Source organism: Priestia sp. HNGD-A6 (genome assembly GCF_045784335.1).
GTDB classification, from domain to species: Bacteria; Bacillota; Bacilli; order Bacillales; family Bacillaceae_H; genus Priestia; species Priestia zanthoxyli.
The window spans coordinates 1,718,269-1,741,597 of sequence record NZ_CP138621.1 but is presented as its reverse complement, the minus strand read 5'-3'; the positions used below and the strand labels follow the sequence as shown (position 1 = coordinate 1,741,597).

Here is a 23,329-nt window from a genome sequence, read left to right as displayed (position 1 = left end):
TGTCGATATAACGAGAGATATTAAAATGCGTTAGACAGTACATGAAAATGGGGGAACAAGATGAGAAAGTTAACGGCATTAGCTTTAGTACTAAGCGTACTGCTGTTTCAATTCACGCCGCTTGCTAGCGTGAAAGCTGAAACGGTAGAACCAGTTGTGTCTGTAAAATTAGTAAACTATTTAGGAGATCAGCATGCAATTACAATTAAGCCGTCTTATTTATACACTATTAAAAACTCGGATTTGGTCTTAAATGCAAATACAGAGTATACGGTAACCGCAACAGCTCAAGGTGTCACTTTAAAACAAGGAAGCACTGTCTTAGGTGAATTTACAAGCTTTGAAATTACACCGTCTCTTTATAAAAATCCCGTATCTATTAACGGCAGACAATATTTAGGGGACGTGGCGTTTACAAATGAAAAGGGAACGTATGTCAGACCTGTTAATACGCTCCCGATTGAAGACTATTTAAAAGGCGTTGTGCCAAATGAAGTCTATACATCTTGGAATCTGCAAGCTTTAAAAACTCAGGCGGTAGCAGCAAGAACATACGCAATGAGCTATGCAGGAAAAGTAATCAATGACACGGTAAGCTATCAAGTATACGGTGGCTATACGTGGTATGACAGTACAAACCAAGCAGTAGATCAGACATTCGGACAAGTAGTCACATACAACAATAAATTAATCAACGCCGTTTTCTCATCAAGCAACGGGGGAAGAACCGAATCAAACAGCAACGCTTGGGGAGGGACTCAGCTTTCTTATTTCCCGGTGAAAGAAGATCCATACGATAAGCAGACGCCGTGGACGTTAGCTATTCAAAAAACGCAAATTGATTTAACAGGAAAAGATTTAGCTAACTATAGCGCTTGGTGGAATACGGTTTCTGAAAAAGATAAAACCGTTACAGATAATTTGAAGTCATGGTTAGTAGCCAATAAGCATCCTGGTAAAACGATTAAAATTACGTCTATTCCAAAGGTGAGTTTTTATGCTCCTTCATCAGGAGGTCGTGTGACTAAAGGTGCAATTACAGTGGACTACCTCGTTAAAGGAGATGTAGACAGTTCGCAAAAACTAGTGGTTCATCATTTGGAATTAAAAGATTTAACATCGACGAAGCTAAAATCAATGTTAAACAGCCGTGCGATGCTTAGTCTGCTTGTAACGGAAACAAATGAAACAAGCACATCAACAACTTTTAATGGGAAAGGAAATGGACACGGTGTTGGAATGAGTCAATACGGTGCTCAAAAAATGGCAAGCCTAGGCAAAGACTATCGTGAAATTTTAGATTTTTATTATCCAACGACTACTCTTTTAAGTTTTTATACAACAAAATATCCGCGAAAAGAGCAGGAGCAAGAAGCACCGAAAGATACGGTTGCGCCTGATGCACCTTCAGTTAATGCACTAGGAGATAACCAAACATCGCTTGCGGGCGTGACAGAACCAAATGCTTCTGTTATTGCAAAAGTGGAAAATGAAGTAATTGGAACGGGTCTTGCTGATGAAGCTGGAAAATTTGCAATTACGATTGCCAAGCAGCCAGCAGATACAAAAGTGTCTGTAACGTCTAAAGATGCAGCTGAAAATGAAAGCACGGCTACAGTAGTGAGCGTAACGGATCAAACGCCGCCTTCTGTTCCAATTGTAAATGAAGTAAGTGACCAAGATACGACCGTAACAGGCGTAACAGAAGCAAACGCCGTCGTGACGGTAAAAGCAGGCGATGCAACGTTCTCTGCAGTAGCGGATGGTAACGGTACATTTACTGTTTCAATTCCAGTACAAACAGGTGGAACAACAATAGCGGTAAGTGCAAAAGATAAAGCAGGAAACGAAAGTCAAGCTCCTTCTTTTTCGGTTAAATCTACGTTAAAAGCACCGCTTGCACCAAAAGTAAATGAAGTAAGTGATCAAGACACAATGCTTAAAGGAACGGCTGAAGCAAACGCGGCGGTCATCGTTAAAAACGGAAGTCTTCAACTTGCAGCAGGCAATGCAGATGGCAAAGGAAATTACAGCATCTCAATTGCGAAACAAAAAGCAGGAAGCACGCTGTACGTAACGGCTCAAAATGCAGGTGGAACAAGTTCAGCCACTGCGGTAACCGTACAGGATAAAACGGCACCAGATGTGCCAAAAGTAAACGCAGTAAGTGATCAAGATACAAAAGTTACAGGTACAGCAGAAGCAAATTCTACAGTTACGGTAAAAGTAGGAACTACAACTGTAGGAACGGCTAAAGCAGGTGCAAATGGAGCGTTTTCTGTTTCCATTTCTCATCAAAAAGCGAATACAAAGCTAAGCGTACAAGCAAAAGATGCAGCAGGAAATAGCAGTACTGTATCGACTGTAACTGTTACGGCAAAGCAAAAAGCTCCGGTAAAACCAACAGTTAATGAAGTGAGTGATCGAAGTACAGCCGTTACGGGTACCGCAGAAGCAAATGCAACGGTTGTCATTAAAAACGGAAGTCTTCAGCTTGCAGCTGGTAAAGCAGATGCTAAAGGAAATTACAGCATCTCGATTGCGAAACAAAAAGCAGGAAGCAACCTGTCTGTAACGGCTGGAAACACAGCGGGCGTGAGTCCAGCTGTAACTGTACCCGTGCAGGATAAAACAGCACCCGTTACACCAAAAGTGAACGGTGTAAGCAATCAAGATACAGTCGTAACGGGAAGCACAGAAGCGGGCGCGGAAGTGCATGTGAAAATTGATAAAAAAGTAATTGGCAAAGGAAATGCGAAATCGGATGGAACGTTCAGCATCACCATTCCAAAGCAGCCTGCTGCTACAAAATTAGCTGTTATTGCAAAAGATGCAGCTAATAACTATAGCTCCAATGCGTTTGTAACGGTTAGTGCCGTACAGACAAAACCAGCGCTTCCAACCGTTAATACGCTTACTGAAAAAAGTACAGCGGTAACGGGAACAGGAGAAAAAAATGCGTCTATTTATATTAAAGTAGGCGGAAAAATTATTGCGAGTGGAAAAATTGATGGAAACGGCAAGTTCATCGTGAAAATTCCTGCTCAAAAAGCAGGAACAGAAGTGACGGCCGTGCTGCAAAATAAAGTAGGATACAGTCCGTATAAAATTGTAAAAGTGCAAGATACAACGCCGCCGGCACCTCCGGTGGTTGATGCCGTTACGTCTTTGTCTACATTTATCTCGGGAAAAACAGAAGCAAATGCCGTGATTACGATTAAAAGCGGTACAAAAGTAATCGGATCAGGCAAAGCAGATACTAAAGGGCAATTTAAAGTAACGATTCCAAAACAAAAAGCAGGCGTAAAACTGGCTGTTACAGCAAAAGATGCCGCTGGAAACACAAGTTCAGCAGTCAATATAAATGTTAAATAAAAACAAAAAAGAATTCTCTGCGGAGGATTCTTTTTTTAGTGATTTTTAAGAGGGATAGAAGGTTACTAAAAGGTTACCTTAGAACTTTGAAGTGCCTAACTTACTTTAAAGTGGGTTCTATCTTTTTCTTTTTTTCTGTTTCATAATAACAAATGTAAAGAAATTAGCAGGGGGTTTTTTATAATGAGCAATCATTTGCAAGATACAGTAACACTTCACAACGGAGTCAAAATGCCTTGGCTTGGATTAGGTGTATTTAAAGTAGAAGAAGGGCCTGAATTAGTGAACGCCGTGAAAACAGCTATCGTCAAAGGCTATCGCAGCATTGATACGGCAGCTATTTATGGAAATGAAGAAGGTGTAGGAGAAGGCATTCGCCAAGGTCTAAAAGAAGCAGGTCTTTCACGCGAAGACATTTTTGTTACATCAAAAGTTTGGAACGCAGATTTAGGCTATGAAGAGACGCTGGCTGCTTACGAAACAAGCTTACAAAAGCTTGGCTTAGAATATTTAGATCTATATTTAATTCACTGGCCTGTAGAAGGTAAATATAAAGCAGCGTGGAAAGCATTAGAAACGCTGTATAAAGAAGAAAAAGTAAGAGCTGTGGGTGTAAGTAATTTTCAAATTCATCATTTAGAAGACTTAATGAAAGATACAGACGTTAAGCCTGTTATTAACCAAGTTGAATATCATCCTCGTTTGACGCAAAAAGAGCTGCATGCTTTTTGTCAAAAGCACGATATTCAGCTAGAAGCATGGTCTCCGCTTATGCAAGGAGAATTGCTAGATAACGATGTGTTAAAAGAAATTGCTGAAAAACACGGTAAATCAGTTGCTCAAATTATTCTGCGATGGGATCTGCAAAACGGAGTTATAACGATTCCAAAATCGACAAAAGAACATCGTATTGTTGAAAATTCATCGGTATTTGATTTTGAATTGGATGCTGAAGACGTAAGTAAAATTAATGAATTAAACCAAAATCACCGAGTAGGTCCAGATCCGGACAACTTTGATTTTTAATAGAAGAACTAAGAGGCTGGGAGAAACGTATTTTAGCCCAAGTGAAAAACGAACCATTGATCAACAAGTTTGATTAGTGGTTCGTTTTTTTTTTATGGTGAATACAGCTTCATCTGTTTCGTCTTTCCAGCAGTTGATTGAAGGGAAAGGCAAAGACTCCTGCGGGAAAAGCGGGACAGATGAGACCCCGCAGGAGTCAAGCGACGAGGAGGCTCAGCGCCCGCCCGCGGAAAGCGAAGCCTTGCATGGAAATCAACGGCGGTGTCATAAGCGGTTCAGCACATATATCTCATTTGTTCGTCTTTAGGTTGGATTCAGTTAGTTATGTCTCGGCCTCTTCTTATGCATTATTACATAAATTTAACATTTTCTTCACAGTGAGCTAAAGGACGGGCTGTATCATAAAGAAAGGTCGTGAAAGATAGAGAAATCATTTCATTTTTAAGTGTAAAATAGGCGGTGTAACGATGACAAAACAAGCTTACTCTCACATACAATGTAAAAAAACATCAATGATTGATTTATTGCTGGATGCAGGGGTTTATAAAAAAGGAAATAAGCAGCTATACGAGCTTACGCTTCAAGAACTAGAATCAGAATACGAAGCTGTTGCACAGCAGCGCATATCTCAATGAAATTTTGATACATTGCTAGAATTTGTTATAATAGAGGAAAGGATAGGAGTTGATTTATATCGAAAAGCACCCGACAGACTCGCAGCCCATCCGTATGGATATCCTCGATTCTATATTTGCTAAAATGGTATTAAATAAGGCTATCCGAGATTTTAGAAGAGATCAAATTTTACGTGAAGTCGATCAAACATTAGAAGAAAGAAACAAAGAAAGATTTTTTCAATTAATAGAAGAATTAAAATCAATTTCGTAAAGGGCGTTCGCGCGATAGAATTTGATTTTATCATTTTAGCATATAAAAACAGGTAAGAAGCGGCATGCTTAGTTACCTGTTTTTTTGTCGTTTTATTGTAAAACAAGGCCTTACATAAGAAGTGCACCTTGCTAGTAAACAGACAAAAAGAGCAAGTCTAATGTACTCACTCTTTTCAGAAAGGTATGGGTGTTACTGAGAAAATGAATGTCACTCTCTAAATGTTGCGTGTGGGGTTTAGAAAGTTCTATGCAACTGCATATTTTCTGCTTCATTCGCTCTATGTATTGTTAAAGTAACAATATAACCATATCTTATCACATGAAGGAAATTCGATTCAATATATTTATTGATTTTCTTTTTAAATTGTTCTAAATAATTAGTGAATGTAAAAAATTGTTTTTATTAGGTGAATGTGTATCTATGAAAGAACAATAGAAAAATCTAGTGGGTTTTTATGGAAGACATTTGTTTATTTCTGACGGACTGTAAGCTTCAAAAGAGTACAATCCGTCCTGTAAATCAGTATTAAGAAAAAATGAGCTGAACCCAGTAGAATAGGAGGAAAAGAGTAACGATCGTGGTAAGCGGGATAACAATAAGTGATACTTTTAAATAATCTTTCCATTTTACCTTGATATGATTTTCTTTTAAAATATGCATCCAAATAAGAGAAGCCAGTGTTCCAATCGGCAATAAAAGCGAGCCCATATCACTTCCAATAATATTAGCCAGATAAATGGTTTTAAGAGTAATAGGATCGAGCCCCATTTCAGTCAAGGTAATGGTTCCAACCATCAGGGCAGGGTGATTGTTAAACAAGTTAGAGAGAATAGAAACAAGTCCTCCCATGATAAAGCTTGCTTCAAAAAGTCCTCGATTTACGATTGGTTCGCAAACTTTTACAAGCAGCTCCGTTAACCCTACGTTATGCAGTCCGTAAATAATAACGTACATCGAAAAGGCAAAAACGAAAATGTGCCACGGCGTTTTCTTTAAAATATCAATCGGGTTTGTACGTAAGTGATACCATCTCCAAACAAGCAAGATCAGTGAGCCCAGTACAGCAACCAATTCGATTGGTATGCCGAAATAAGAGGCGACAAATAGGAGACAGCGCATAACAAACACAAATAATAAAACTTTCAGCATAAATTGTGTGCGTTTACGTTTTGTTTCAACAGAAATGCTTCCTTTTAAGGGGTGAAACTGTTTCGTAAAGAAACTTTCTTCTATATCTTTTGAAGCATGCGGCAGTTTTTTTGGCAAATGGCGTTTTACGACCGTATACATGAGCCAAGACATAAATAATAAACCAAGTGTCGCCGGTACAAACATCATCGCCGTGTGCATATAAAGCGACATATGAACAATTTTTAAGGCAATCAAATTGACAATATTACTTACACCTATAGGCGCGCTGGAAGCGGTAGCAATAAGCGCTCCACTTAAAAGGTAGGGGATCTGCTGGTGGGGTTTTAGCTGAAGGTTTTTCAAAAGTAGAATTAAAATTGGAGTGGTAATTAAAATACTGCCGTCATTATTAAATAGTAAAGTCATTAAAAAGCAAAGCAGTTGAATGTACCAATATAATCGGTACCCTGAGCCTTTAGATAAACTCACTAGTCGTGCAGCTGCCCAGTGGAAGAATCCAAAACTTTCTAATATGACGGCCATGACAATGGTGGCAATAATGGTGATAGAAGCGCCGCTTATCTTTGCAAAAATATCAACAATGTCTGATTTGGATACAATCCCTGTAAGCAGGATAATGGCTGCTCCTATGGCTGCCGGCCATGCTTCGTTGATGCCGTTTGGCCTCCAAAAAATGACGAGCATTGTCATTGTAAACACGAAAATGGCAATTCCAATTTCAATATTCATCAGTATGCTCCTTTCTTCTAAAATTTGTAATGAATATACCCTTGCATGTCCCTTACACTCTATTTATATTCATTTATTACTAGAAGGATTGTGCATAAGACCATTTTTGCTAATATGTTTGTTTATCTTGCCAAGGCACGTATCATCTCGGGAGAGGAGCCTACAAGAAGACTAGATCAATCCAATCTAAAGACGAACAAATGTGATAAATGAGCTAGTAGGATCGCTTGTTACGCCGCTGTTGATTTCCGTGCAAGACTTCGCTTTCCGCGGGCGGTCGATGAGCCTCCTCGTCGCATACGCTCCTGCGGGGTCTCATCTGTTCCGCTTTTCCCGCAGGAGTCTTCGTCTTGCCCTCCAATCCACCGCTAGAAGCCACTACATACATGAAACCTACGTTCACGTTTATCATCACAATAAAAAGATCCGAACCATTCATCGTTCGGATCTTTCTTCAACTAACATACTTTTGGTCCAGGATCTTCAAGGTTAGCAAGTATAGGTTTTTTCGTGTAAAGTTAACGCTTGTATCTGGTCACGGTCAGGTTCATAGCCAATGCCTGGTGTATCGGGAACGGAAATAATGCCGTTGTCGACCGTGATTTCCGGATGAACAATATCACGCGGCCAGTATTTAGAGGATGCGGCCGTATCTCCGGGAAGTGTAAAATTAGCAAGTGTGGTAATGGCAATATTATGTGCTCGCCCTACACCTGATTCGAGCATACCGCCGCACCATACGGGCACACCGTGAGTTTGACAAAGGTCATGAATTTTTTTGGCTTCGGTTAGTCCGCCTACGCGTCCAATTTTAATATTAATAATTTGCGTGCTTCCAAGTTTAATAGCTTTTCGAACGTCTTCAGCTGAATGAATGCTTTCATCTAAGCAAATAGGGGTGCGCATGCGGGCCTGCAGTTCAGCGTGATCAATTAAATCATCATGAGCTAACGGCTGTTCTATCATCATTAAATCAAACTCGTCAAGCTGACCAAGGTGATCAGCATCTGCAAGCGTATAAGCAGAGTTCGCATCAACCATTAGGAGAATAGAAGGAAATTCGTTTCGAACCGCGCGCGTCAAGTTAAGATCCCAGCCCGGCTTAATTTTAATTTTGATTCGCTTATATCCTTCATTCAAGCCGGCTTCAATTTTTCGAAGCGTTTCGTCAATCGTAGGCTGAATGCCAACGCTGAGACCAACTTCAATTTGACTTTTACTGCCTCCTAGCGCTTTAGATAGAGAGAGGTTTTGCCTGCGCGCATACAAATCCCAAACAGCGCCTTCTAACGCCGCTTTTGCCATGTAATTGCCGCGAATATGAGCAAAGCGTTGGGATACTTCGTCAGGATGCTGAATGTCTTTCTGTTGAAGCAAAGGAATTAAAAAATCCTCCATAATGTGCCAGTTTGTTTTAAGCGTTTCTTCTTTATAAAAAGGGTCCGCGCACGCTACGGATTCGGCCCAGCCGGATCGTCCGTCTTCGTCTTGAATTTCTACTAAAATAAAATCTCGATCCACTTCTTTTCCAAGACTTGTCGTAAACGGATGAAGTAAATCCATTTTTAAATGCCGTAAAATGACGTGTTTTATCTTCATTTTTGCACCTCTTTTTTCGTTAAGATGTAAAAATGAACGGGCGCGCTGCTTTCTGGATGCTTCATAAAACCTGTTACTTCAAACCCTTTTGTAAAACACGTTTGAAATACGTATCTTGTACGCATCCGCCAGTCCAATGCAAGAGAAGGAGAGCCTTCTTTCATTTGCTGAAAAGCAGCTGGAATAGCTACAGCTACAACCTCATCATTTAACAGTTTTTCATCAATATTTGTAACAGAAGGAAACCCTTCATCCGTTAACGTCCATTGAGTAAGCGATGCCTCCATTATTTGATCTGGCGTATAGGGAGGCTGAGCTCGTGTTGTATCTTCTGCGGATGCCCATTCTACAACGAATCGATCAGAAGGCAAGTCAGCATTTAACGGATCATTCATGTCTCCGTAGCAGTTTTCAATATATGTAGAACAAACGGCTCCAAGCTTTCCAATATTTAAATACCCGTTGGCGCTTTCTAACGGATCATACGTCCAGCTGATATATGAATAGCCCTTTTTTTTACTTTCCTGTCTCTGCGCATGCTTAAGCTTAGCACCAATGCCCATGCTGCGATAGGCAGGATCAACTGCTAGTATATGAGAACATAAGTACACGCAATCTCCGTCAAACCCCGGAAAGCTATATTGAAAGCCAATCAGTTTTTCATCTAAAAACGCACCGAGCACAAGACCTCCGTTTTTAACAGCGGTCAAAGTTTGGTGAACAGGCGTTGCTTCTTCTTCTCCCCAGACGCGGCTTTCTAATGCGCGTACTTCTTCTAGTTCATTGGTTGTTGTAAGTGAACGAATCGTTAAAGCTTCAGTCATATATTTACTTCCTTTCTTTTGATCATTTATTCTAAAAAGATGCCTTGCTCGGCATAGAGCTTTTCCAAGCGTTCCTGCCTTTTTCCAGCCGTTTTTTCATCTCTTTTTTGCATGCTGCTAATGACAACTTGTGATAGGGCAAGAAGCGATAAAATATGTTCGGTTGTGCCGGCTAAAAGCGTGATATCAGCGATTTGACCTACCGGAGACAGACGGCGGTCTGTAATGGCAATTACTTTCGCTCCTTGGTTTTTAGCCTGCTGAGCTACTTCAAGCGCTTCTTTTGTATAGCGCGGCAGTGAAAATACAACAACGGTTGATGCGCTCGTGAGATTGCATAGCGTTTCAAGCAAGAATCCAGTTGGAAAAGATAAAAGAACATGATTGCGAAGCTGATTCATTTTATAATACAGCCAGTAGGCTGCCGTATGAGATTCACGGAAACCCGCAATATACACTTGATCACTTTTGATAAGCGCATCTACAGCTTGAGATAAATCCTTTTCGTCAACGGGGGAAAGCCATTCACTAAAAGGTTTCTTTTCTTCCGCTGCAGAATCAGCTGCATGCTTGCTAGCTGCTTCTTTTGATTCTGCAGAAGAAAGCCATTCTTTTCGCATTAGCTCCTGCAAATCGGAAAAACCATTTAACCCAAGTGCGTAAGCTAGACGAATAACGGTTGTTTCACTGACACCTGCTTCTTTGCCAATTTGCCCGGCCGTGTACAGCGAGCCTTTTTCCATAAAATTAATGAGAAACTCCGCCACTTTTTTCTGACCGCGAGAAAGGTCAGGGAATTTATGTTTGATTAATTCTTGAAATGATTGATTCATATAGCCTCCTAAAAAAAAGAAGTTATAACTTCATAAAAATATATTAATGCATTTTTAACTTCATTTCAATTACTGTTTCAAAATAAAAAGAAGCCTTCGTGATATAATAAATTGATTATTCAAAAATAAATGCCGTTATTCAAAAACGAATTGTGTTTTATTCAAAAGTGAATAGAAAGCGGGGAGCATACATGAATTCAGAATGGAATGAAAATCAGTGGATCCTTCATTCATTAAAAGATGATTTGCTTGTGACGGATGAAAAAGGCATCATTGTCCGAATACATGAAGGAACGGGAAACATTTACGATGTAAAAGCTGAAAAACTGCTCGGAAAGTCTGTGTATGAACTTGAAAAACAAGGACTGTTTACCCCAATCGTTACCCCAATTGTGCTTGAAACAAAGAAGAAAATTACGCTTGTACAAACAACTAAACAAGGCAAGCAAGTGCTCGTTACTGGCATTCCGGTCAAAGATGAAAAAGGCGAGATTAAAAGAATCGTCAGCTATTCTCACGATGTGACGGAGCTGATGGAAATGAAAACATATCTTGATGCGATGGAAGGTGAAATGCAGCGTGTAAAGAGCGAGCTTATGCTGCTGCGGAACCAAAATCTATCAACAGAAGGAATTGTGTGCAACAGCGATAAAATGCAGCACGTTCTTCGTACGGCCGTTCACGTTTCGAACGTAGACGTAAATATTTTGCTTTTAGGGCAGTCCGGAGTAGGAAAAACGCATTTAGCCAAGCTGATACATAACAAAAGTACAAGAAGCAAAGGGCCGTTTATTGAAGTGAACTGCGGGGCGATTCCAGACCATTTATTTGAGGCTGAACTGTTTGGATATGAAGCAGGGGCTTTTACCGGTGCATCTAAAAACGGAAAGGTGGGACTGGTCGAATTAGCAGACGGGGGCACGCTTTTTTTAGATGAAGTGGGAGAACTGTCACCGGCGCATCAAGTGAAAATTTTAAAGCTCATTCAAGAAAAACAGTTTTATTCCGTTGGAGGAAGAAAGCCTAAAACCGTGGACTTTCGCTTAATTGCAGCGACGAATAAAGATTTAGAAAAAGCCGTTGCTGAAAAAGAATTTCGAGAAGATTTGTATTTTCGTTTAAGCGTTGTACCGATTACTATTCCATCTTTGAACGAGCGTCCTGAAGATATTTTTCCGCTGCTCACACATTTTGCCGAGCAGTTTGAAAAGAAATACAACCGAAAAAGAACGTTTGATAATGCGGTTATTCACGCACTGCTTGCACATGAGTGGAAAGGAAACGTACGAGAGTTAATCAATGTGATTGAACACGCGGTGGTTGTGTCTTCACAAACGCTGATTACAATGGAGCATTTGCCGCATTCTCTGCATAGGAAAAAACGGATTCAGCACGTTGAAGAACATGGGGAAATGAAGCTTAATGACGCGTTAAACGAGCTGGAAAAAGAGATATTAGTAAGAGCAAAAAAACAGTATAAAACGACAACAGAAATAGGTGAAGCACTCGGAATCAGTCAGCCTTCAGTTGTTAGAAAATTAAAAAAACATTCCGTTTTTTAACGTCTTTGGCACGCTCTTTGCATGTAAAACAAGTACAAACACATTACTTGATAGATTGCGAGGAGGAAGTCAGATGACGCAGGCATCACTTACACAGTTAATGAACAGTTTACCGGATTTACTAGCACCAAGCATGGCGAAAGATCATCCTAATTTACCGGTGGTAAAAGCAGAGGGCTGCTACTACTACGGAGCGGACGGAAAAACTTATTTAGATTTTACATCAGGTATTGCAACAGCGAATACAGGTCATCGTCACCCTAAAGTTGTACAAGCGATTAAAGATAGCGTTGATCATCTTATGCACGGCCCGTCAGGTGTGATTATGTACGAATCTATTTTACAGCTTGCTGAAGAATTAAAAACAGTATTGCCAAGAGGCCTGGACTGCTTTTTCTTTGCTAACAGCGGAACTGAAGCAATAGAAGGAGCGTTAAAGCTAGCAAAATACGTGACGCAAAGACCTTATACGGTTTCGTTTATGGGCTGCTTTCACGGCCGTTCTCTCGGAGCGCTTAGCGTGACAACATCAAAAAGCAAATACCGGAAATTTCTTCAGCCATCGGGCTTAACGTATCAAGTGCCTTATGCAGACGTGACTCAGTGTCCAAAAGGAGAAGATCCGGAAATCTACTGCGTGGAAAAGCTGGAAAAAGATTTTGACACGTTGTTTAAGCATCAAGTAACGCCGGAAGAAGTGGCGTGCATGATTGTAGAGCCGGTTCTTGGAGAAGGCGGCTACGTGATCCCGCCGAAAGCATGGCTGCAAAAAATAAGAGAAGTGTGTGACAGACACGGCATTCTGCTTATTTTTGACGAAGTGCAAACCGGCTTTGGACGTACCGGCGAGTGGTTTGCAGCTCAAACGTTTGACGTGACGCCTGACATTATGGCAATCGCAAAAGGCATAGCATCAGGACTTCCGCTAAGTGCTACCGTAGCTTCCAAACAGCTCATGGAAAAGTGGCCGATTGGTACACATGGAACAACTTTTGGAGGCAATCCCATTGCTTGTTCAGCAGCACTTGCGACCATAGACGTACTAAAAGAAGAAAAGCTAATTGAAAACTCAAAAGCAATGGGGAAATATGCAGCGGATCAGCTTCAGCATTTGAAAGCGAAGCATGAAGTGATCGGAAGCATTCGTTCAGTAGGACTAATGATTGGAATTGAAATTATTAATCCAAAAACAAAGCAAGGTGACGGAAATCTTCTTCTTGAGATTTTAGACAAATGTTTGGAAAAAGGGGTGCTGTTTTACCTTTGCGGAAATAGCGGAGAAGTGATTCGAATGATTCCTCCTTTAACGATTACAAAGGAAGAAATTGATGCCGGGCTTCGCGTGTTAGACGAAGCATTGACAGAAATCACAAGTCTTCACGTGATCTAAAGCTTTAAGAAGCTCTTTGTTTCAACGAAAGATAGATTGACCCATAATAAGGAGGAATCTGTTATGAACGGACTGGATATGACGGTTATGTTTGTCTATTTTGGCGTATTGGTTGTAGCGGGTATTATTGGCTCGTTAAAAGCAAAGTCATCAGAAGATTTTATTTTAGCCGGGCGAAACTTAGGGATGTTTATGTATTTAGGATGTTTGTCTGCCGTTATTTTAGGCGGAGCGTCAACGATTGGAACGGCTCAGCTTGGCTACGAGCACGGGCTGTCTGGCATTTGGTTTGTGACGATGATTGGACTTGGAATCATTACGCTTGGCACGATTTTTATTAAGCGGATTTCGTCGTTGAAAGTGACCACTATCAGTGAACTGCTAGGAAAAAGATATAACGCTCAAGCGCAAATTATCAGCGCGGTTGTTGCCGCTATTTATACACTCATGGTAACGGTCACTCAAGTGATTGGAATGGGAACAATCATTCATGCGCTGCTTGGATGGAACATGATGGCATCGATGTTAATTGGCGGTTCGATTGTTTTATTCTATACGATTTTAGGCGGAATGTGGAGCGTAACGGTTACTGATATTATTCAATTTGTTGTGATGACGGTGGCGATTTTTGGATTTATGCTTCCGATGAGTGTATCAGAAGCAGGAGGTTTCAAAGCCCTTACTGGAGATTTACCATCATCTTATTTTGATTTTTCATCGATTGGATACGGTCAAATCTTTCAGTATTTCCTTTTGTATACGCTTGGTATGGCAGTGTCTCAAGATATTTGGCAGCGAGTATTTACGGCGCGAACAGAAAAAATTGCGCGAAACGGCTCTATTTTTGCAGGGGTGTACAGCATTGCCTACGCAATTGCTGGAAGTGTAATTGGAATGTGTGCGTATTTGCTGCTGCCAAACGCAGAAAGCAGTCAAAGCATTTTTGCGACGCTTGCGATTCAAATTCTGCCTCAAGGGTTATTAGGTCTCGTACTTGCAGGCGTTTGTTCGGCGCTGATGTCAACTGCTTCAGGAACGCTGCTTGCGTCTTCTACGCTGATTAGTAACGATATCATTAAAAAAGTGTGGCTTAAAAATATTTCAGAGAAAAACTATTTAGTTTTAACCCGTGTGAATACACTTATTGTCGGCGTGCTTGCTATTATTTTTGCTCTTTGGATTCAAGACGTACTTGTTGCTCTAGACGTTGCGTATGCGATTTTATCAGGAGCGATCTTTGTTCCGTTTGTTGTCTCGCTGTTTTGGAAAGACATTCATCCAAAAGCCGGAGTTTCAGCGATTGTTGTCAGTACGCTAGTAGTACTTGGAGGTCTATTGATTGAAGGGCTTTCTTCTACCACGCCAATCCTATACGGCATTTCAAGCAGCATCATTGTAATGGCTGGATTTGCGGTTATGGCTCGAAATAAAGAACTGTCTGATCAAGAAAAGGTTCAAGAAGATATGTGAATAAGGGGGTAAAAAGCTTCTCATAGTAAAGTGAGAAGCTTTTTAGCATTTTGTATGCATAAGTATAGACAACGAACGGCAAGGAGGAGTACACTAGACGCTCAGATTATAGAGATAAGGAGATTGGTACATGAAAAGCAGAACGTCCGTAATGGTTAGTATTGTGCTTGCAATGCTAGTGGCTTCGCTTGATTCAACGATTATGAATACGACGATGCCCGTTATTGCAAAAGAGCTTGGAAGATTTGATTTGTACGCGTGGTCGTTTGCTTCGTACATGATTGCAAGTACGATTTTATCTCCGGTAGCGGGAAGATTATCGGATTTATTTGGCCGCAAAAAAGTATTTGGGTTTGGAATTATTGCTTTTTTAATTGGTTCGATGCTTTGCGGCGTGGCAAATACGATGATTCAGCTTGTTCTTTTCCGTGCGGTTCAAGGAATAGGAGCCGGGTTTATGGTGGCCTTTCCCGCTATTATTGCCGGAGACTTATTTCCAGTTGAGAAGCGAGGGAAAATTCAAGCGCTGTTTACAACGATGTGGGGATTATCAGCTGTGTTAGCTCCGCTTTTAGGCGCTTTTTTTGTGGATTATTTAACGTGGAGATGGATTTTCTTTATTAATTTACCGGTATGTATCGTCGCGTTTCTAGCGTTAATGCCGTATCAAGAAAGCTATGAGCCGAAAAGAGCAAAAGTCGATTACATCGGCGCTATTTTGTTTGGAGCGGGCGTTACCTCACTGCTGCTTGTGACAGTAGTGGAACAAAACCGAATTGTGTATGCAGTCGTTGGACTTATTTTATTAGTGATCTTTTATTTGCATGAACGAAAACATGCTTCTCCGATTGTACCGTTGTCTATGTTCCAAAACAAAACGCTGTCATGGATTAATATTAATGCGTTTATTGGAACGGTGGCTTTATTCGGAACGTCAAGCTACATTCCGTTATTTTTACAGCGAGTAGCGCATTTGTCACTGTTTATGAGCGGAGTGGCGCTGTTAGGAACAGCGGTTGGATGGATGTCTGTGTCCGTGCCTGCAGGTAAATGGATTTTAAAACACGGCTACAGAAAGCTGTTGTTAATCGGGAATGTGCTGCTGGTTGGCTCGGGAACACTTCTGCTTATGCTAAATGAAAGTCACGGCTTCTTTTATGTGTTTTGCGTCATGATTGTACAAGGACTGTCGTTTGGTCTGCTTTCTACGGTTGGAGTCATTGGTGTACAGCAATTAGTAGGAGGACATGAAAGAGGTATTTCAACGTCATTTTTTATGTTTTGCCGAAACATGGGAACAGCAATCGGCGTTACGATTATGGGTGCGTTGCTGACTTCAGGCGGAAGCTTTATGGCAGGCATTCATCACTTGTTTTTATTTGGCTTTGCCGGAAGCATCGTGGCGTTATTAACGTCGTTAAAGATTCAAAACGATACGGAAACAAAGCACAATCGAGCTGCTAGTTGAGGGAATTTATGCTAAATATGTTTATTTTATAAAAAAACGGGAAGAAACCAAATAAGGTCATAGAATTGCCTGAGAAATCGTAGGCATATTCTTCTTCTTCTTTCACTTACTACATGTGGGACGCCGGGTATCGGCGTCTTTTTTTTTTGCTGTAAAAGAGCTGATTATATAAACAAACGCATATACATAAATGATTTTGTTCAAATAATGGGACTTTTTACAAAAATAAGTCTTTAAATGGTAAGGAACATTAGGTATAATTTAGTGGTTATTTAGCATATTTTAGAAATGTTTGACTGAGTTTGTACGAAAAAGTGAAAGGGGATATTTCATGTCATGGGTCACCAAATGGTCGTTCAAAAATAAAGCGGCTATTACCATTATGTCTATTTTAATTTTAGCTTTAGGAGTCATTAGTTATTTTACACTTCCGATGGAGTTCCTGCCGACCGCTGATCAGCCTCAAGTGTCAGTAGTAGTTATGGGGCAAGGAACGGATGCGGATTCTATGGAAAAACAAGTTACGTCACCAATTGAAGAAGCGGTAGCCGGTGTTAAAGGAAAAAGTAACGTGTATTCGACAACGGGAGACGGCTATTCCAAAATCGATATTTCATTTGAATCCAAAACGGATATGAAAGAAGCAAAAACAAACGTTCAAGAAGCGCTGTCTTCGGTGCAGCTTCCAGCCAGCGTATCAAAACCTAATGTTATTCAATTAAATACCTCTATGATTCCCATCGCAGATATTTCACTCACATTTAAAGAAGGATTAACAAGAGACAATCTGGATCTTGCAGAGAAAAAACTGATCCCTAAATATAAAGACATTAAAGGCATTGCCAGTGTTCAAACATATGGAACAGCGGATTCCTACGTGTCTATTAAAGTTGATAATAAAAAATTGTCACAAAAGAACGTGACGATTGATAAAGTCATCAGCGTGTTAGAAGGAAAAAACACGTCGCTTGCAGTTGGAGAAAAAGTCATTAATAACAAGTCGAGCAACATCAATGTAACAGGTAAAGTTGACAGCTTGGACAAAGTGAAAAAGCTGCCGGTGGCACCGAATGTAACGCTAGGCGACCTTGCAAAAGTAGAGGTGAAAAAGCCTGAAGGCGTCGTGACGCATATTAACGGAAAAGATGCACTTTTACTTATTGTGACAAAAGACAGTCACTCAAACGCCGTTAGCATTACAAAAGAAGTGAAAAAACTGTCTCAGCAAATTAACAAAGACTATAACAATGTAAATGCTTCTGTATTTTTTGCAACAGGGGATAGCGTACAAAACTCTGTTCATTCCATGATGAAAGAAGTGTTGCTAGGCGCACTCTTTGCGACCGTTGTCATCATGCTGTTTTTACGCAGCGTTCGCTCTACGTTTATCACAATTGTATCCATTCCGCTATCGCTTTGCTTTACGCTGTTCTTACTGTCTAAATCAGGCGTAACGCTCAATATTTTAACTCTTGGAGGAGTAGCGGTAGCGATTGGGAGATTGGTAGATGATAGTATCGTTGTTATTGAAAACATCTTCCGGAAAATGCAAAAAGAAGAGTTTTCGCTTAGTTTAATTATTGATGCGACAAAAGAAGTAGGTTCTGCTATTACCGCTTCTACGCTAACGACAGTAGCCGTCTTTTTACCAATCGGCCTTGTAAACGGAGGGCTTCAGGACTTTATGCTTCCTTTTGCTCTAACGCTGACGTATTCGCTGCTGTCTTCATTAATTGTGGCGCTTACTGTTGTACCGTTAATGAGTGCGGGATTATTAAAAAATGAAAAAATTCGCAAGCACAAGCAGCCTGTTCGTTTTACAAAAGTCATTACGTGGTCGCTTAATCATAAATGGGTTGTGCTGCTGCTTTCGCTGCTTTTATTTGTCGGATCTATTGGCGCGTACACGATGATGCCTAAAGGAGCGGTGGATAACTCTTCATCTGACTTTGTAGGCACAACGTTAAGCTATCCAAATAACACGCCAATTAAAACCGTAGAAGAAAAATCACTGCAGCTTGAACGCTATATTTTAGCTCAAAAAGAAGTGAAAGAAGTATACATGCAGCTTGGTAATACGGCCGAAGGAGCCAAGTGGGGAGACGTTGGTTCGCCTACTGAAGCTACGTATACGATTACCGTAAAAGACGGTGAAAACACGGATTCGCTAATGAAACGAATTCAAAATCAAAAGAAACTCTATGACGGAGGAGATCTTAGCGTCAGTGCTGCTTCATTAATGGGAGCGTCTACTACTTCCATTACCGTTGATGTAATTGGAAACGACATGAACAAGCTAGAAAAAACGGCAAGCAGCATTAAGAAAGAAATCAGCGATATAAAAGGAGTAGACAAAGTTTCTACGAACCAAGACGAAAAGAAAATGATTTACTCTTTAGACGTAGATCCAACAAAAGCGAATACGCAGCAAGTAGCGCAACAGCTTGGCGTTATGCTGAACAAAACGCCGATTGGAGCGATAGATTTAGAAGGCAAGCAAGCAAACGTATTTCTTGAATCTGTCTTAAATCCAACGTCACCAAAAGAGTTAAAAGATATTTCTATTATGACAGAGACAGGACCGTCACCTGTTTCAAAAGTGGCTTCGCTAACGCAAGCTGAAAAGCCAACAAATCAGTTTCATAAAAATGGAGACCCGTATATTCAAGTAACAGCGGATGTCAATCCAGAAAAGTTTTCAGAGATTAATAAAAACATCCAAACAGCGATTTTTGGAGACGGTAAGAGTAAAGGACTATCGATTTCAAAAGATGTTGACGTTGTAATCGGCGGAGCAAGCACTCAGCAAGGAGAAGATTTCTCTGACTTGTTCATTACCATGCTCGTGTCAATTGGTATTGTGTTCTTAATTATGGTCATCACGTTTAAAACAATCCGTACGCCGTTTGCAATTTTATTTTCACTTCCGCTTGCAGCGATCGGTGCCGTTTTAGGATTATTAATTAGCCGTATTCCAGTAGACGTAACGGCTTTACTTGGAGCACTGATGCTGATTGGTATTGTTGTAACCAACGCCATTGTACTATTAGACCGCGTGAAGCAAAATGAAAAGAAAATGATTATGCGCGATGCCATTGTTGAAGCAGCTGCTACGCGTATGCGTCCAATTGTCATGACGTCTGCTGCTACGATTTGTGCGATGCTGCCGCTTTTATTTAAACAAAGCGAAAGCGGAAGCCTTGTTTCTCAAAGTCTTGCAGTCGTTGTAATCGGAGGATTGGCCGTTGCGACTCTTCTTACGCTTGTAGTCATTCCAGTTGTATATGAACTGCTTCATTTTAGAAAATCGAAAAAACAAAGAATACAGCAAAAACAGCAGGAAGACGTAACGCCGCTATAATGTTTAAAAGAGGTTAGGACATAAGTAATTTAGTTGAAGGAAGAGGCTGGGACAAAAGGATTTTAGACAAAGTGAAAACCGAACCATGAATCAAGATGTTTGATTCATGGTTCGGTTTTTTTGTTAGGGTAAACATAGGTTTCATGTGTGTAAGTCTTTCTAGCAGTTGATTGGAGGGCAAGGCGAAGACTCCTGCAGGAAAAGCGGAACAGGTGAGACCCCGCAGGAGCATATGCGACGAGGAGGCTCAGCGGCCGCCCGCGGAAAGCGAAGCCTTGCACGGAAATCAACTGCCGTGTCAAAAGCGATCCATAGGAGCTCATGTATCTCATATACTCGCCTTTAGATTGGATACATTTCGTTATGTCTCAAACCCTTTTTTACTAATAAGGTGAACGTAGGTTTCATCTCTGTAGTTGCTTCTAGCTAGGGTTGATTTGGTTACGTCCCAGCCTCTTTTTATGAAACCTTTTGGCTAGTAAAACGTATAGTTAGATGATAAAGAAATGGAGGGATACTATGTTTAAAATAAAAGAGTGATGTTCCGTTTGTCAAAAAGAAATTCAGCCGAATGAAGAAGTATGGATGAGAATGAAGTATCCAAGTAAAAGAGGAATGACCGAAATCAAAGCTTTTCTGCATCAAGAAGCGCAGTTTGTATGCATGGACTGCTTTGAAAAAACAAAAAAATGAGTCAAATGCACGTGTTCTCTTTTCAAAATATTGACATATTATACTTTATAGTTTAATATTTAGATAATTATCTAAATACTTAAATATGATGGAGATGAACTTCAATTGAATGAAACGTTTAAAGCCTTAGCCGATCCTACTCGCAGGAAGATTTTAGAGTTGCTAAAAGAGCGGGATTTAACCGCAGGAGAAATTTCCGAGTATTTTAATATGACCAAACCAAGCATCTCAAATCATTTAAAAATCTTGAAGCAAGCGGACCTCGTTCAAGATGAAAAAAGAGGGCAGTTTGTGATTTATTCGTTAAATACAACCGTTTTTCAAGATTTAATCGGCTGGTTTTTCAGCTTTCAGAAAGGAGAGAGTTAAATGAAAAAACACGTATTTCCTTTAGGCATTACCCTTTTCACACTAATTGCATGGCTGGTTGCACTGCCGCATCTTCCAGCTACGATGCCTATTCACTGGGGAGCAAATGGAGAAGCAGACGGATTTGCCACAAAGATAAATGCAATGATTTTAACAGTAGGAATCATGGTACTTATTTATTTTGTCATCGCCTTTGTTCCGCGAATTGATCCGCGTAAAGAAAATTATAAGTACTTTTCAAAAACGTATAACATCCTGTTAAACGCCGTACTGCTATTATTCTTTTTTGTAAATATGAGCACTATTTTACAGGGGCTTGGCTATAACGTACCGATGTCGTACATTGCTCCGATTATGGCTGGACTCGTTTTTATCATTATCGGAAACTACTTGCAGCGCGTGCGCTCGAACTATTTTATGGGGATTCGTACACCGTGGACATTGAGCAATGAAAACGTATGGAAAAAGACGCATCGTTTATCTGGAAAGATCTTTTTTATAGGCGGACTGCTAATTCTTATTAGCGCTTTTTTACCTGATGGATACAAGTCAGTTATCATGTGGGGGAGTATCGTTCTGTGCGTGGCGATTCCTTATCTGTATTCGTACTTGGCGTATAAAAAAGAAATGAATATGTAGTCATACAAAAAAATCCGGTGAACATACCGGATTTTTTTATGGATAACATATCAGCCGTAACGCCACCGTTCGTGTCACGCCGGCTGATGAGAATAAATACAGCATAAAGTATGAAACGCGTTTCAGGTCAAGAGCTGTTATGAAAAAACTTACATTTGCTTACGATCGCTTGCTTCAGGCGGCTTTTCAATCCAGCCGTTTTTAATCATCACTTCGCTGCATCGCCCCGCTACTTTTAAGTCTCTTAAAATACACGCTTCACAGTGCCCGACAATATCAAGCCTCATACTAGTAGTCATTGCCGTTGCGTAATAGGTAATGGCTACTTTAAACATTGCGCCTGCGTGAAACGTCATCAGCTTTTCTGAAAATGGCGCGTGCGTAGACGTTGTGATTTCATTATCCAAAAGCGGAGGGGTATGAAGGTTTTCTTCGTGCATGATGGAAGAATAAAGCTCAATATGCTTGTGGGCCACATCAAGCCCCGTCTCCATGACTTTCCGCACGTCTTTTCGTTTGCTCACTTGTTTGAAGGCAATTAAAAGCGCTTTGGTTGCCATGCTTTTGCGCAAATTAAAATAAATATTTCCGGCTTCCGTTGCGTTTAAAAGGCGCTGCTTTCCTACAAAATCAAGAGCGTAAGTCAAATCTGTGATCGGCTCTTGTTGTTTCGGATTTAAAAAATAAGGAGCCGGTACATAAAGATTTTTTGCTAAAAGCAGGTCGAGAGACCGATTATATACTTCCATCACGTCCAAGTTACACTGATGATAATAATCTCGAAGATCTCGGCGAACGGACACGCTAAATGAAATGCCGTATCCTGCCAAGCCGTGAATCGTCATGTCGTGAAGATACTTGAGCCAAAACGAGTCTGTAAAAAGCGGAGGTGCGTGCAAGTCCACATCTTCATCTGTAAAACCTTTTGGCAGCGGAAAATGTTCAGCATGAAAAATGGCAGTCAGCAGCTCAATATGCTTTTTCGATAGCTCTAGCGAAAAGGCAAACAGCGACCGAATCTCTGCATCCGTGACCGTTGCAAGAACGTGTTTTGCTACACAAACCGCCAGCGTATCCTGCTGATACTGCGCGCATAGACTCGTTATTTCAGGCGAAGTCAAACGCTTGCTTTCTGCGTTCAATTGGCTTTCCTCCTATCTATAAAAATGGTACGTATTTATAAAAAACAGATAAGCATAGTGTGGACAAGGGTGTGTTAAATTATTCCATGAGTAAAGAAGGATAAAAATAGAAAAAAGACCTGCCCGGTAAAGAGCAGATCTTTATGTATTGGTTTATTTTTTATTCAGTGCTTTTTCAATTTCAGGATAGGTAATGCCGTATTTTTTAGAGACGGTAACTAAACTCATAATTTCTTCTTCAGTAGGCGGTCCCACTTGCGGCAGAGGAGCATTTTCGGGAACGGAAGTACCGAGTTCTTTAACGAATGAATCAAAGCCTGCTGGAGAAGCAGTAAGGATAAATTCTGTTTCTTCTGGTCCGGTCACAAAGCGGTGCTGAATACCTCGAGGAGCAAAAACATAATCGCCCGCTGTTGCTTCAATTATTTCTTCTCCTATGTAGAAAATCATTGAGCCGCGCTTTACGTAAAACGTTTCGTCTTCATGTTCGTGAAGGTGAAGCGGGGGACCTTGGTTTGCTGGTTTCACTACGTGTGCTACAGCGTAAGCTCCGTTTGTGTCTTCACCTGATACAAGAAGCGTTACTTTTTCATCAAGAAAATGAAATGTGTTTTGATCGTGCGGCGTACGGTGAAAAGCGTTTGTTAGCTGATTATGAGTTGCTGTCATCCTTTTATCTCCTTAAAAAACATATTTTGAGATTATTGTATACTAATATGAACGTTTTGTGTGTAAATTAATAGTTAAAAAGAATTATTTATTTACATTTATTATCTTTTTATAGTTCTATTGTTATCGATTGTGGA

The 23,329-nt window shown here is 40.5% G+C and carries 20 protein-coding genes; 14 read left to right on the top strand and 6 right to left on the bottom strand.

What is annotated here, in order from left to right:
- Window positions 1-60: 60 nt before the first annotated feature.
- The 5 genes from SCI76_RS08780 (at window position 61) to SCI76_RS08760 (ending at window position 5,289) form a co-directional block, all read left to right on the top strand.
- On the top strand, window positions 61-3,375 hold the full coding sequence (locus tag SCI76_RS08780) for an Ig-like domain-containing protein (protein ID WP_407545149.1): 3,315 nt from the start codon (window positions 61-63) through the stop codon (window positions 3,373-3,375).
- A 183-nt stretch (window positions 3,376-3,558) separates the two neighbouring features.
- Window positions 3,559-4,401, top strand: coding sequence for an aldo/keto reductase (locus SCI76_RS08775; RefSeq protein WP_048020164.1), 843 nt, complete (start codon window positions 3,559-3,561; stop codon window positions 4,399-4,401).
- 94 nt (window positions 4,402-4,495) lie between these two features.
- Window positions 4,496-4,708: a hypothetical protein gene (locus SCI76_RS08770; RefSeq protein WP_168760330.1), complete on the top strand. Its 213-nt coding sequence runs from the start codon at window positions 4,496-4,498 to the stop codon at window positions 4,706-4,708.
- A gap of 160 nt (window positions 4,709-4,868) precedes the next feature.
- Complete coding sequence (locus SCI76_RS08765; protein WP_016766442.1) at window positions 4,869-5,036, top strand: Fur-regulated basic protein FbpA; 168 nt, start codon at window positions 4,869-4,871, stop codon at window positions 5,034-5,036.
- Window positions 5,037-5,085: 49 nt separating this feature from the next.
- On the top strand, window positions 5,086-5,289 hold the full coding sequence (locus SCI76_RS08760) for an IDEAL domain-containing protein (protein WP_230683439.1): 204 nt from the start codon (window positions 5,086-5,088) through the stop codon (window positions 5,287-5,289).
- Window positions 5,290-5,817: 528 nt separating this feature from the next.
- Here the strand turns inward: SCI76_RS08760 and SCI76_RS08755 are convergent.
- The 4 genes from SCI76_RS08755 to SCI76_RS08740 all read right to left on the bottom strand — a co-directional run bounded on the left by SCI76_RS08755 (window position 5,818) and on the right by SCI76_RS08740 (window position 10,429).
- Entirely contained in the window at window positions 5,818-7,173 is a 1,356-nt protein-coding gene (locus tag SCI76_RS08755; RefSeq protein WP_033578244.1) for an arsenic transporter, read from the bottom strand.
- A 489-nt stretch (window positions 7,174-7,662) separates the two neighbouring features.
- Window positions 7,663-8,772 carry an o-succinylbenzoate synthase gene (gene menC / locus SCI76_RS08750; protein ID WP_394554544.1) on the bottom strand — a complete coding sequence of 370 codons (1,110 nt, stop codon included), beginning with the start codon at window positions 8,770-8,772 and terminating at the stop codon, window positions 7,663-7,665.
- On the bottom strand, window positions 8,769-9,596 hold the full coding sequence (locus SCI76_RS08745) for a GNAT family N-acetyltransferase (RefSeq protein ID WP_328175429.1): 828 nt from the start codon (window positions 9,594-9,596) through the stop codon (window positions 8,769-8,771). Before SCI76_RS08745 ends, menC begins: the two co-directional genes overlap by 4 nt.
- Window positions 9,597-9,622: 26 nt before the next feature.
- A complete protein-coding gene (locus SCI76_RS08740; RefSeq protein ID WP_048020168.1) occupies window positions 9,623-10,429 on the bottom strand; it encodes a MurR/RpiR family transcriptional regulator in 807 nt (268 codons plus the stop codon).
- Window positions 10,430-10,620: 191 nt separating this feature from the next.
- Between SCI76_RS08740 and SCI76_RS08735 the strand changes: the two genes are divergently transcribed.
- The 9 genes from SCI76_RS08735 (at window position 10,621) to SCI76_RS08695 (ending at window position 21,381) form a co-directional block, all read left to right on the top strand.
- Window positions 10,621-11,991 carry a sigma-54-dependent Fis family transcriptional regulator gene (locus tag SCI76_RS08735; RefSeq protein ID WP_028407737.1) on the top strand — a complete coding sequence of 457 codons (1,371 nt, stop codon included), beginning with the start codon at window positions 10,621-10,623 and terminating at the stop codon, window positions 11,989-11,991.
- Between the two features lie 73 nt (window positions 11,992-12,064).
- Window positions 12,065-13,381: an aspartate aminotransferase family protein gene (locus tag SCI76_RS08730; RefSeq protein WP_048020169.1), complete on the top strand. Its 1,317-nt coding sequence runs from the start codon at window positions 12,065-12,067 to the stop codon at window positions 13,379-13,381.
- 63 nt (window positions 13,382-13,444) lie between these two features.
- Window positions 13,445-14,851: a sodium:solute symporter gene (locus SCI76_RS08725; protein ID WP_407545148.1), complete on the top strand. Its 1,407-nt coding sequence runs from the start codon at window positions 13,445-13,447 to the stop codon at window positions 14,849-14,851.
- Between the two features lie 130 nt (window positions 14,852-14,981).
- The gene (locus SCI76_RS08720; protein WP_028407739.1) at window positions 14,982-16,319 is read left to right on the top strand and encodes an MFS transporter; all 1,338 of its coding nucleotides are present in this window, start codon (window positions 14,982-14,984) and stop codon (window positions 16,317-16,319) included.
- Window positions 16,320-16,650: 331 nt separating this feature from the next.
- Window positions 16,651-19,680 (top strand): efflux RND transporter permease subunit, encoded by a 3,030-nt coding sequence (locus tag SCI76_RS08715; protein ID WP_407545147.1) that lies wholly within the window; start codon window positions 16,651-16,653, stop codon window positions 19,678-19,680.
- 166 nt (window positions 19,681-19,846) lie between these two features.
- The gene (locus SCI76_RS08710) at window positions 19,847-20,026 is read left to right on the top strand and encodes a hypothetical protein (RefSeq protein ID WP_230683438.1); all 180 of its coding nucleotides are present in this window, start codon (window positions 19,847-19,849) and stop codon (window positions 20,024-20,026) included.
- Between the two features lie 215 nt (window positions 20,027-20,241).
- Window positions 20,242-20,373, top strand: a complete 132-nt coding sequence (locus SCI76_RS08705; RefSeq protein ID WP_308012829.1) for a Fe3+ hydroxamate ABC transporter substrate-binding protein — start codon at window positions 20,242-20,244, stop codon at window positions 20,371-20,373.
- Between the two features lie 105 nt (window positions 20,374-20,478).
- Window positions 20,479-20,742, top strand: a complete 264-nt coding sequence (locus SCI76_RS08700; protein ID WP_013082079.1) for an autorepressor SdpR family transcription factor — start codon at window positions 20,479-20,481, stop codon at window positions 20,740-20,742.
- Window positions 20,743-21,381, top strand: coding sequence for an SdpI family protein (locus SCI76_RS08695; protein ID WP_048020172.1), 639 nt, complete (start codon window positions 20,743-20,745; stop codon window positions 21,379-21,381).
- Window positions 21,382-21,530: 149 nt separating this feature from the next.
- On the opposite strand, the gene SCI76_RS08690 is transcribed toward SCI76_RS08695, so the two are convergent.
- Both SCI76_RS08690 and SCI76_RS08685 read right to left on the bottom strand, forming a co-directional pair.
- A complete protein-coding gene (locus SCI76_RS08690) occupies window positions 21,531-22,523 on the bottom strand; it encodes a DUF3231 family protein (RefSeq protein WP_028407744.1) in 993 nt (330 codons plus the stop codon).
- Window positions 22,524-22,676: 153 nt separating this feature from the next.
- Complete coding sequence (locus SCI76_RS08685) at window positions 22,677-23,192, bottom strand: cupin domain-containing protein (RefSeq protein WP_048020173.1); 516 nt, start codon at window positions 23,190-23,192, stop codon at window positions 22,677-22,679.
- Window positions 23,193-23,329 lie beyond the last annotated feature (137 nt).